The organism is Paenibacillus phyllosphaerae, assembly GCF_014192105.1.
GTDB classification, from domain to species: Bacteria; Bacillota; Bacilli; order Paenibacillales; family Paenibacillaceae; genus Paenibacillus_Z; species Paenibacillus_Z phyllosphaerae.
This window is the reverse complement of the sequence record NZ_JACHXK010000022.1, coordinates 85209-98260: the sequence shown is the minus strand read 5'-3', so window position 1 is coordinate 98260 and position 13052 is coordinate 85209. Positions and strand designations below refer to the sequence as shown.

Genomic DNA, 13052 nt, shown 5'->3' with positions numbered 1-13052 from the left:
GTACATGTCGTCGTATCCAAGCGCCGTGCAAGAAAGTTGGCGGATAAAGGTGTTTATGTACCGGCAGAGACTGCATTTGATGTTCGAGTATTAAAGGTCACTTTGGACACTGGGGTAGAAGAAATCTTGATTACCAACTTGACGACTGAAGAGTTGCCTTATGCTGAAAGTAAAGCGCTGTACAACAAGCGTTGGGGAATTGAGGAGCGCTTCAAAACACTCAAGCAAAAATTTGAAATTGAGAATTTCTCTGCTCAAAAGCCACAACTAGTTGAGCAGGACTTTTACGCGACCATTTTTTTGAGTAACATTGCCTCCATCATGGAAGAAGACGCAGCTCAAGAATTGGAGGAAAGCGGCCGGATTCAGACGCTCAAATATGATGAGTACAAGATCAATAAAAGTATACTGATCGGTAAAATGAGAGATCGGCTTATTGACCTAATGCTTGAAGTTAATGAGAAAAGAAGAGAAAAGATGTATGTACGATTAATGGCCGAACTACAGCGTCATATTGTTCCCGTAAAACCCGGTCGTTCCTTCCCTAGGAAGAAACAACCGGATGGGAATAGCTACTCAATTAAGAAGCGCAGAAGCCTGTAAAGCTTAACCTGACAGCATTGCCCCCTCCATTGGAGGGGAACCAGAGGGCAACTGCCCTCTGGTCACCCGTAATTAGCTAGGTACGGGACGCGGCCGTCTTCGATCTGTCCTTTCGAGGGGAGACCGCTTTTGTCCTGGCCGAATCTCACATGTTGCTTGATTATGCGGTTTCGGCTTCGGACAAAGCTTTGGCTTCGAGCTTCGTTCGCGGCGCTGGTGCCTCGGGAGGAACCTCGATTCTTCGAGAATGAAGCGATAGATTCCAGCAGACCTTCGCTTGACGTCCACTTGCGTGGACACGCTTAACGTTTTGCAGAGCAGAGCATAAAGTAACGCAACAAGTATCCCCCTTAGCCAGAGGCCAAGGGGGATACTTGGGTAAGGACTATTTGACGAACAAACCTTTGCTGTCCATCACTCTCAGCAACACGACCGCTGCTTCGGCGCGAGTAGCCAGCCCTTTCGGGTTCAGTTGATTCTGGCTGCCACGCATATAGCCGCTTTCTATTGCATAAGCGACGGCTGGTTGAGCCCAAGCCGATACCGAAGTCCGGTCTTGGTAAGGCGCGAGAATGGCTGCCGAACGGTCGGCCATCGCCTCTATGTCTGCACCAGTTGCTCTAGCCAGCATGAGTGCCAGCTCTTCGCGAGTAATCGGGTCGTTCGGTCTGAACTTGCCGTCTGTCCCTTCAATAATACCTAGCGCTTGCGCTTGGAAGACAGCTTCCTTATACCACGCTTTCGCGTCGACATCCTCGAAGCCGCTAGCGGCGCGAGTCGACTGTCGACCTAAGGAAATCGCCAGCGTCACTAGCAGTTTGGCTGCCTCCGCGCGAGTTACCTGGCGGTTCGGGGCAAATACTCCAGCACCTACGCCGTTCACGATACCGCGGCTTGCCAATACCTCCACATCCGCGCGGCTCCAATGGTCCGCAAGGTCGGCGAAGGTTGGCGCTGCGGCAAGCACCGCATAGATGCCAAGTCGGGATATGCTCACCGTTACGCTGCCGGCGTTCGTATCATTCACGCCGCCGACGAGTTCCCAGCCGCCGTCAGCCAGTTGGCGATAGATGGCTAGCTTCCGCGGATCAATGGCTGCCGCGTTCTGCTTGTCATAAGCGATCGTCAGCTCGAGCGGCTTCGATGGGGCCCCGCCCGTCAGTTCGAATGCTGCTGTCACCGGTTTAAGCGTCGTGCCTACAACCGAGCCAAACGGCTTCTGCAGCGAACTAATTTTCATTTCCATCGCATAGGCGAACGCTGGAATGTTCAATGCAAGCTGCTTCCCGAGCAGGTCATATCGACCGCCATTCGGTCCAGTCGTTAGGGCGTTATCCTCTTCGACCGGTTCTGGATCAGGTTCTTGTTCTTGACCCGTTCCCGGAATCGGGAACGGTATGCCGCCACCTCCACCACCGCCGCCTGTAACAGCGGAAGTCTTGGCTTGGATCATTACGCCGGTCGAGCCGTTGCCCGCTTCGTCGTGTGCTTTCACGGTGATTTCGTAACTCGTATCGCTGTCTAGACCCGTAATCGTATGCTTCTGTATGCCTTTGACTGCCGTTGCTGAACCTAGTTCGGCCGTGCTGCCTTTCTTCTTCCAGCTGACCTTCAGCTCTTTCAGGTCACTCGCTGTCGGATCAATCCAGCTCAAGTCTAGCTTGTCGAGGCCTACCGTAGCTTTCAGCTCCGTTACATCGATCGGCGCTGTCGTATCCGGCACGATTGTCGTCTTTGCTTCAACCGTTACGCCAGTCGAGCCGTTGCCAGCCTGATCATATGCGGTCACGGTGATTTCGTAGCTTGTGTCGCTGTCTAGACCCGTAATCGTATGCTTCTGTATGCCTTTGACTACCGCTGCTGAACCTAGTTCAGCCGTGGTGCCTTTCTTCTTCCAGCTGACCTTCAGCTCTTTCAAGTCACTTGCTGTCGGATCAATCCAGCTTAGTTCCAGCTTCTCGGTGCCTGCCGTAGCCTTCAGCTCCGTTACATCGAGTGGCGCTGTCGTATCCGGCGGAACCAACGTTTTCGCTTCAACCGTTGCGCCAGTCGAGCCGTTGCCAGCCTGATCGTATGCGATCACTGTGATTTCGTAGCTTGTGTCGCTGTCTAGACCCGTAATCGTATGCTTCTGTATGCCTTTGACTACCGCTGCTGAACCTAGTTCAGCCGTGGTGCCTTTCTTCTTCCAGCTGACCTTCAGCTCTTTCAGGTCACTTGCTGTCGGATCAATCCAGCTCAAGTCCAACTTGTCGGTGCCTGCCGTAGCCTTCAGCTCCGTTACATCGAGCGGCGCTGTCGTATCCGGCGGAACCAACGTTTTCGCTTCAACCGTTGCGCCAGTCGATCCGTTGCCAGCCTGATCATATGCGGTCACGGTGATTTCGTAGCTCGTATTGCTATCTAGGCCCGTAATCGTGTGCTTCTGTGTGCCTTTGACTACATTTGCTGAGCCTAGTTCAGCCGTGGTTCCTTTCTTCTTCCAGCTGACATTCAGCTCTTTCAGGTCACTAGCTGTCGGATCAATCCAGCTCAAGTCTAACTTGTCGGTGCCGGCCGTAGCCTTCAGCTCCGTTACATCGAGTGGCGCTGTCGTATCCGGCACGATTGCCGTCTTTGCTTCAACCGTTACGCCGAACGAACTGTTCCCGGCTTGGTCGAATGCGGTGACGGTAACCTCGTAGTTCGTATCGCTGTCTAGGCCTGTAATCGTATGTTGCTGCGCTCCTTTGGCCACGGTCGCAGAACCAAGCTCTATCTCCGTGCCTTGTTTGCGCCAGCTGACCGTAAGCTCCTTCAGGTCGCTCGATGCCGGGTCGGTCCAGCTTAAGTCGAGCTTATCGCTGCCAGTTTGAACGCTCAGTGCCGTAATATCGAGCGGCCCTGCCGTATCAGGAGCAGGCGTGCTAGCCGCCATCGTCGACTGCATGAGGATCGTCTCGCTTACGTTGCCGGTATCGTCGAGGGTACGGAAAGCAATCTGGTATTCGGTCTCCGCCTCAAGTCCGGTCAGGCGCGTCCACTGCTGTCCTTTGGCAACCGTTACGGTGTTGGCCGCATCCGCGCTGCCTCTTGGCTTCCACGCAATCTCGACCTGCTTGAAGTCGATATCCGTCGGGTCTTCCCAAGCCAGCACGATCGCATTGCGCTCGGCATAGGCTTCCGGATTGGTAACGGCAGCAGGTGCCGTCGTGTCTTCCGCCGCAATCGCGACCGTCTGCTTAGCATCGGTTCCGGATGGAATGCTGTTGTAGCTCAAGATGGCGCTGCTCGCCGTAATCGTATAGGTCGCCCCAGCCTGCAGCGGTGCCGCCGGCGTAAAGCGAATATGGCGGGCCACCTTGGCCCCTTGCCAATCCATTTCATCCACGCCCGTGAACGTACCTTCCACAACTTCTCCGCTAGGAGCCGTAACGGTGATTCCGCTGGCTTCAATCGTTTCCAGCTGAACGTGGCGATCGAACATGATGTCCACGTATTCCCCGCCAGCCTTCGCATAAGCGGAAGTCATTGCCGCAGGCAGAATCGATACGAGCGGAATATTGACGTCAAAATGCGGCGGCGGAACGGTGAGTTCGGCACTCTCCACCGTGGCGTAGCCTTCCTTCTCATAAACGACCTTCCACAAGCCGCGCGGTACATCCCAGCCATATCGGCCGGCGGTATCGGTGATCTGCGGGTTAATCTGGCCGAACCAGTCCGCATCCCATACCGTCCACGCTCCGGTCGTTTCGTCCTTGTACATAACCGTTGCTTTGACGCCCGACACGCGTTGCGATTCCGTTACTTCGTACACATAGCCGCTTGGATCATAGATCCAGACCGGTTTTGCGACCTCATCGTCTTCGTTGTCGTTGTCGTCGTCGTTGTCGTCACGATCGTCATCCTCGTCTTCTTCATCTTCTTCGTCGTCTTTGCATTCCTCATCGTTCGCCAGACGCGATTTCAGATCGTCGATCTTGGAGCCGATATGGGCGTCCATGACTTTGCCGATGCCGTTGGTCAGCATCCACAGCCCGACCGTTCCCCAGCCGAATGTCGCCGGTCCAAGGGCCAGCGAGCCAAGCATCATCGTCCACTTCGCCAACTCATAGGCCATCGCCAGATGGGCGATTTCGCTGGCTTCATGCGCATACACTTGAGCAATCAGCCCGGACGAGCAGCTGTTACCCGCCGCGTGAGCGATATCGCCCAATTCCTTGAGCGCATCATTGACGCCCAGTCCGTCGAAGATCGAGTAAGGCGTATCGATCGACGTCCATACCTTACCGGCGCCTTCCCACTTCATCGCGTTGTTGATCGCGACTTTGATCGCCGCGCCCGCTCCGCTGAACGAAGTCAACGACTTCATCGCCTGCTCGTCGCCAGCCATTGCGGAGGACATTTTCGCAAGGGTGCCTTCTACGCCAAGCGCGGCGAACTCCGATTCCGGAATGTAGGCCGTGATGGAGACGCTGAGGCGGTTGCCGCTAACGCCGTAGTTGAAACGCAGTCCCCGTACCGGAGAGCCTGAGCTGCCCGCGGCAGGAGGCGTGTAATTCTCAATCCGCTCCAGCTTATACGACATATCCATGCCGATCTTGCCGTCTTCGACCGGCACGGAGCCTTTGATCGAAGCGGTATGAAGCATGTCGCTCATCGTATCCAGCTGCATCTCTTGCGTCTCGTAATCCTGGATATCCGAAGGAAGCTGCTCGCGCAATTCCTCATCCGAAGGCTTCTCCGGCACAATGAAGATATCCTGTGCCTCGTAAGAGACGGAGATATCGCCCGGGTTATAAGTCACCAGCGAGGCAGTGAATACCCCATCCTTCCCTCTTTCTGCAGGAGCGGAGGTTCCGCCTGCCTGGACGACCACATTCTTGACCGCATCCGGGTTATTGAACGTTACTTTGAAAATAAACGGCATGCCCGGCGCGAATACGTACGGGAATTTGGCTACCCCGTCGCTCGGATCGAAGGTCATCGTACGACCGTCGACTTGGCGCATCGAGACCTGCGTCATCTGCGGATAGGCCGCGCTGACGCGAATGCGTTTCTCTTCGCTCGGCGTCTTCGTCGTGCCGTCATCGGATTCCGCGATCAGACGGTACGTGGCGTCTTGACCTCGTTCAGGCAGAACAATCGGCAGTTTCCACGTACCCGTGGAAGTGGCCACTGTCTCGCCAAGCAGCTGCTCGCCTTCATAGACGCGCACGGTGCTGCCTGCCTTGGCAATCCCGCTCACCTTCAGGTCGTGTCGCCCGGTGACTTGAGGAGCATCCAGCGTGACCGTTTGAACTTCTGCCGCGGCGCGGGCAAGAATTTCGCTGTTCGTCTTCTGGCCGATCACGAAAGTCATCTGAGGCGCCAATACGATCGCGCTTGTATTCATCGTATCGCTCAGTTTCAAGCGGAATACGACCGTTCCCGATTCCTCCTTGCCGATCTGGCCGAGGGAGAACTCAACGTCGCTGCCGCCGATCGCCGGCGTCGCCGGTTGGCCGTTCAATGCCCCGCTTCCTTCTACATAGCTTGTGCCCTGCGGTAAGACAAAGCGCATTTTGGTCTGATCCGTCACGGATTGGCCGAGGTTGCGGAACGTTGCCCTCACCTGCAGCTCGCCTCCGAGCGCGACGCGTTCAGGCGTCAGCGTGACCGCATTGCCGGATTTGCCGCTGTAGAACGACTGTGCCGGGAATGCGATAGAGCCGATATTAACGGTTTCCCCCGTTCGGGACATGAATTCCCGTTCGATAACATGGCCGCCTGACTTGATTTGTACGACATAGCTGCCAGCCTCTGCGACCGTGAACTCGAATTGACGCGACTTGATCGCGGCTTCTTGCACGAGTTGGCGCTTGCCGTCTTCCTCGGCCAGCTTGAACAGGTTCATGGATGGCCATGCATCATTGTTCGGCGGGAATTGGGCCTCCAGCTCTCCTTTGAATTTCGTTCCGAGATCCTCCAATCGGATCTCTACCGCGGCTTTGTAATCTTCCCCGACAATCGCGCTGCCGCAAAGCGAAGGAAGTCCCGATTCGCTACCGTTTGCGCACACCTGCACTTCATCGCCAGGCGAGGCTTTGAGCACCATCGGATTACCGGAAGACAGTACCGAGTGGGTCGGCACATTGATCCGGAAGTGAGCTGATGTCCGCCAATCCAGTTCGTGAGGTCCGATCCATTGTCCGCCTAGATTTTTCGTATACAGATTGACGCGCACCGTAGTCGGCTTGCCTTCCTGGAAGATCAGGTCGACCGTATGCGATTTGCCGGGCGCCAGTTCCTTCGAGACCGCTGGCGTTCGGCCCACATACGTAATCGCGGCTTGAATTTTGACCGGGCCGGCGAATACGTCCGCCGTATACTCGCCGTTACTATCCGTCTTCACGGTTGAAGTAAACTTGGTATCTTCAACGTCCTGCACGATCGTCACGACCGCTCGCGGAACCGCTGTCCCGTCCTGATTCGTGATCTTGCCCTTAACCGTTGCCTTCGGCCGCTCGGCCAAAGTAAGCACAAGCTCATTGGCCCCCGGCACGAGGACCGCAGACTTGGATTGCGGGACGTACCGGTAGGTCTTGTCGCTTGCGGTGACGGACAGCGACTCGCCGGATATTCTGTCCTCCACGATGCCGTCCGTTCCTTGCCAATTCGTCTCTCCGGTCGCGATAATCGCTCCCTCGCTGTCCCAAATCCTAAGGGTCATGCCCGGGATCGGCTCGCCGGATTCGTCGACCACCTTGGTGCGGAGCGAAGCCGTGAAGGTCGGAGTGAGCTTCAGCGTCTGTTGCGCCCCCCAGGTGAGCGAATAACGCTTGTCGGCATTCTGGCTAAGCAGCTCCAATCCGCCTGCCGTCACCAGGCTGACCCGGTAATCGCCCGCTTGCGGCAGTCCGGTCAGCACCAGATTATCGATACCCGCAAGCTTCACGCCGGTCCGAATCTTCATCGCCGTGCTGGCTACGGATAAATAAGCGCCTTCCAGCAAATCTTCGTGCGGCGTTTCGAGTTCGATGCGAAGCGCGGCGCCGACTTTAATGGCACCTGTAAGCGCGCTTCTGCTCACTTCCTCGCCGTCTTTGGCAAGCGTTACCTGCAGCGAGACGATCTCGGTTGCGCCCTCCGGCAACAGCATGCTGCCCTCGTAGCTGCCGGCCGATTGCTCGGACAGGTCAGCCGCCAGCGTCAACAGCTCGTCGTTCTTGCGGTAGCTCAAGACGGCTTGTGCCATCGCTCCCGCCGTTCCGGTCGCCCCGGCCGTAATGCGGCCGCCGATCATCGCGTACTTGTTCAAGGCCAGCGGCGTGTGGTAGCTGACCGATTGAATCGACAGATCGGTGATGCGCACTTCGCGTTCTTCCGAATAAGGGCGTTTGGCGCCAGCAGCATCAACTGCGATGATACTGTAACGGTAGATGCCGCTTGCCGGCGGTTGATCGGTGTAGGTCGTCTGACTCGCGACCAGCAGCGCGACCGGTACAGGCACATTGTCACTTCCGGTACGTATCACCTCGAAGCCGGCAATGCCCGCTCCTTCCTGCGGCCCTTCCCAGGTCAGCTTCACTTTGCCGCCTGCCAAGAGCTCGGTCGTTAACGTGGCGAGACCGCCGCCGCCATCCGGTTGATCCATCTCCGTGACGAATACATCTACCCCTTCATAGTCGCCGGTGACGAGATTCTCGGCTACGGAACGGAATGCGACGACCGTTCCCCCTTCGCTGATCGCCGGGTTATAGGAGGAGGCGCTGCCTTGCTCATTGTTGTAAGCGCGGCTGGCCAGCTTCGCCGTCTGCTCCTGCAGATCGTAGACGAAGACGTCGGTATAGTGGTTCTTGTCGCCCGCTATCACGCCCGCCAGATCCGAACTGAACGCGACGTAGCGGCCATCCGGGCTGATTGAAGGCTGCGTGCTGTCGATATAGCTTTGACTCTCGCTTGTTTTGGACGTAATCCGCTTGATGGTTGGTTCCGCCGCTGAACGATCGTAGACATAGATATCGAAGGCGTTGTACTCATAGCCATGATAGGCAAAAGCTACTCGCTTCCCGTCCCCGCTCACCGTCGGATGAGCGACTTCCTTGTAATAGGTAGGATTGATATCCGGGAGAACCGTCAGCTGCGTGAAGGTCTTGCTGTCCGCGTCATAGAGGTAGACGTCTTCCGCTTCATTCGTGTCCGTAGCTACGATAGCGGCACTCGTACCGAAGACGATCGTATTGCCGTCCGCGCTAACATCCGGCTCGAACGAAGTGCCTTTCAGCAGCTGACCGTCGCTGCTCGCGAGCAGTTGCAGTACGCCTTCCGGCTTGCTGTTATCGTAGATGAACAGCTGCTGCGATTGGTTCGTCTCGATATCCGAGAGATTGCTCGCCTTGGATTGGAAAACAATCGTCGTGCCGTCCTGGCTAATGGCCGGCGTCTCGCTGAAATGATTGCCCGGGTCGCCCATGGCGGACTGGCTGATCCGTTTCATCGTCACGCTGCCTTCTTCGTCGAAGATGCCATCTCCGTCGGCGTCCCGGTCCAGCATGAAGATTTGGGAATAGGATCCTGAGGATGAAGCACCTTCCAGATTGGTGGCGCTCGACTCGAAGACGATATATCGGCCGTCGCCGCTAATGTCCGGATTGATGCTGTCGCCGTTGCCCGGCAAGCCGAACTCATCCCGGCTGATCAACTGAACGGTTTCTTGCTTGTAATCGTATAAGAATACGTCGGTCGCACGATTCAGGTCGCCTTCCGCCAGCGTCGTGGAGTCCGATTCGAAGACCGTATATCGGCCGTTCGCGCTAATCTGAATACCGCCGAAGCTCGACATATAATCGCCGTCGCTTTCGGAGTCGACGATCCGGGCGATCCGTGGACCGGTCCCGGTCGTAACCGAATCGGCGGAATAGACCTGCTTGTTGCCTTCCGCGTCATAGACGGCAAATGCGAATTGGTACGTCGTGCGGTTCACCAGATTGGTAATGACCGCAGCCTGTTTGCCTTTGGGCAGCAGCCGCGTGGATTGCACCGCATCTTCCGGGGCGCCTAGCTTACGCCACAGCACCTGCATATACATAAAATCGGGATCGCTTGGCTCGGTCCAGCTGATAGCCACCTGCCCGGGCTGTACCGTAAAGGCCGCATTCGCGACATTCGCCGGCGCATCGGTCTCCGCCTCCGCGAGCGTCGTAACCGCCTGCTGCAGCGGATCTGTTCCCCACTGGTAGTCGCTGCTGCCGGCAACTACTTTAAACGAATACGCCGTGCCTGCTTCCAGGCCCGTGACCAGATAAGCGGCTTCATTCGTTACGCCTACCAGCTCATCATTCCGGTAGACGCGGTATCGAGGCTGTTGCCTTGATGCCGTTTCGGCCGGTGTCCACTGGAGCGCTACATAAGAAGCGCCTGTCTGGGCCGCCGATAATTCCGCTCCCGACTCCCACTTCGGAACGTCCCGATCTAGCTCGGCTGGCGAGGAAGTATAGTAAATCTCCGTGTACCCTAGCGTCTCTCCCTGATCGGGGATCAGATTGTCGGCACGGGATTGGAAGACGAGATGACCGCCGTCCGCGCTAATGGCCGGTCGCTCGTTATTGGCATTGGCCTCCTCGCCGGAAGCGGATTGCCCCATCCAGTAGGTCAATCCCTCCTTCAGATCGCGTATATACACATTGCGGTTGTAGGCACTCGGTTCCAAACTGTCGTTGGACTCGAACGCGACGAACCGGCCGCTTCCGCTAAAGGAGGCGAACGCGTTATCCCTGCCTCCCGGCTGCCCGCCGACCGTCATATTCGCCACCTTCAGCACCTTGGTCCGACGGTCGTATACATACACATCGTTGGAGTAATCCTGATCCTCGTCGCTAATGTCGCCGGCGTAGGACTCGAAGGCGACGTAGCGGCCGTCATCGCTAATCGAAGGATTGCGGCTGTCATTCATGCCAGATAGTCCCTGAGGATTATGGCTGATCAGTTCATATTGGTTCAGAACCGTATCGTACACATAAATATCTTCGTCAATATTGATATCTTCCGGCAAAAGTCCGATTTGGTTAATACTAAACGTAACGTATCGGCCGTTCGGCGTGATATCCAGCTGCGAAGGATGGAAGTGGTCCTTGATCCGGTCCGTCAGCCGCATGACCGATGAAGTCCGGCGGTCCTTGAGGAAAATGTCCCAGGTGCCGTTCAAGTCGTTCTCCGTGCCGTTGTTGTCATAAGAGGCGAACGCAATATACCGGGCATCCGCGCTCATCGCATAAGGGCGTGCCGAATTATAGGCAAATCCGGCGGCGACCTGATCGGCGACTTTCTCGATTGAACCCGACTCCAGATCCGCCAGGAACAAATCTTCCTGCGTCCCTTCATCCCCTACCTTGGTAAGATTCGAAGCAGCGGAGGTAAAGAGGACATAACGGCCGTCGCCGCTGATGAGCGGCGCATAACTGCCGCCGTCGGCATCCCCGCCTTCATAAGCGACGCTGATGCGTGTGGTCGTGCCGTCCTTGCGATTGCGGACGAAAACATCCGCTTCATTGTTGCCGTCATCGGCGATCAGATTGCTGGCTTCGGATTCGAACGCGATCAGATTGCCGTTATCGCTGACCGAAGCGAACTCGCTGTCGCCATTCGGGCTGCTGCCGTCCGCCGTTGCCGTTACTCGCTCGATTGGCGAGATCGACTTGGCCGTCACGTCCAATGTAAGCGGAGTGCTCCGGTTACCGGAGCGGTCGACCGCTTCCACTTGGAAGGCGTATTTGGTGCCGGGCTTAAGTCCCGCGAACGTGGAGCCGGAACTGTAGGAGCCTTGCAGCTTATTGCCGTCTTGCGTAATTTCGTAACGGACCGAGCCGCTCTCGTCCGTAGCTTGCGGCCAGGTCAGTACCGCGCTGGAGTAACCGACGCCGCTCGCCTGCAAGCTCGCTTCCTCCGGCCATACCGGAGCTGTCTTGTCGTTCGGGTCCGGGAATGCGGTCTCGATGACGCGCTTCAAGCTCCATCTGCCATCTAGCGTTCCGCCGGACAACGCCTCCGCCACCGGAGTCTGGCTATAGGCGCGGACGACTGCCGCGCCGGCCGCCGCTATGGCTGCCGCATACGAGCTGCCGGAATATTCGCCTAGCTCGCCTCCGAGCGAAGCCGTGATGATATCGGCGCCCGGCGCAAGGAGGTCTGCTCCATCGTTGGACATCTGATGTCCTTTGTGGCCGTAAGCACCGACGGTCAGAACCGCATTTATCGCTGCCGGGTAATAGGAGCCGACGCTCTCATCTTCCACAATCACGGGATACCCGTCGTCGCCTGCTAGTGCAAGCACGTCGATTCCGGCATCCTTCGCTTCTTGAACGGCGTCTCCCATTGGGAATGGCATTCCCGGAGACCGCTCTCCTAGGCCAACGAGGATAACGTCAACCTGTTGGCCGCCGGCGCCTTCCCAGTTGACGGCTGCCTTTACAGCGGCAGAGACGCGGTCGATCCTGATCTCGCCCTCTTCCTCTCCGACCGAGATCGGCAGGATCCGAACGGAAGCTTGCGGGGCAAGCAGCTTGGAGAGTCCTGCGGTAAGGCCGGCAATCTGCGTGCCATGGCCGTCCTCGGAGCTGTCGCCGGCATCTTCGCCGTCACATATGCCTTCTCCCTCGCCGGTGCATGCGATCCCTGGAAGAACCGATCCGTCTAGCAACGGATGCGTGCCATCCACGCCAGTATCAATGACGGCCACGACCGTGGATTGCGCCTGTGCGCCGGATGCTTCGATCAAGGCTGCAGCTTCCGAGACGTCCAACTCCGCGAATGCCCATTGCGAGGCAAATTGTACCGCTGGATCAACGTCATCATCCGGCTGTTCGCCATCGGAATCATCGGTTTCCCCGTCTATCGGCTCTTCGGAATCGGTCGGTTCATCGCTTGCGTTATCGTCGCCAGTTGCGGGATCGGACGGGACGTTGCTTGGCGGATCATTCTGCGAATCGGCAGAATCGGGATCTGTCGCGTCATTCTCAATCGGGTCTGTCGGTTGTGGATCTTCGGGATGGTCGGATGAATCAGGTTGAGGTTGCTCATCTTGAGGGGGTGACTCGATGTTGCCAGGTTGTTCTGAGGGTTGCTCTGGGTTACTGGATGAATCAGGGGGTTGCTCGGAATTTACGGTTGCGACTTTCACGGTGTTGGGAATGGGTTCTTGTAAAATTGGGTCTTGCGCGGATAAATCTGAGGTATTGCGCTCAATCTGGGGGTTAGCTTGAAGCAATTGGTCGAACAGCTGCTGCATCGTCTCCGGCTGCCTAACCGGTGAGGCATGGGCAAATGGAGTGGCTAATCCAAATAGCAGCACGCCGCTCTGCACGATGGCCATTCGCCTCGTCCATTGCTTCCACTTATTCGGTTTTCGCGTCACGTCTTATACGCTCCTTCTCATCATCGGATACGTTACGTATCTACATGTTTGCGAGTATACCATTCACATAAGCGATATG

At 56.8% G+C, this 13052-nt stretch carries 2 protein-coding genes; one reads left to right on the top strand and one right to left on the bottom strand.

Annotated elements, in window-relative coordinates:
• A partial coding sequence (locus FHS18_RS29140) for a transposase (RefSeq protein WP_183603919.1) occupies window positions 1-603 on the top strand: 603 nt, incomplete at its 5' end.
• A gap of 385 nt (window positions 604-988) precedes the next feature.
• Here FHS18_RS29140 and FHS18_RS29135 read toward each other — a convergent pair.
• On the bottom strand, window positions 989-12973 hold the full coding sequence (locus FHS18_RS29135) for a fibronectin type III domain-containing protein (RefSeq protein ID WP_183603918.1): 11985 nt from the start codon (window positions 12971-12973) through the stop codon (window positions 989-991).
• Between the last annotated feature and the right edge of the window lie 79 nt (window positions 12974-13052).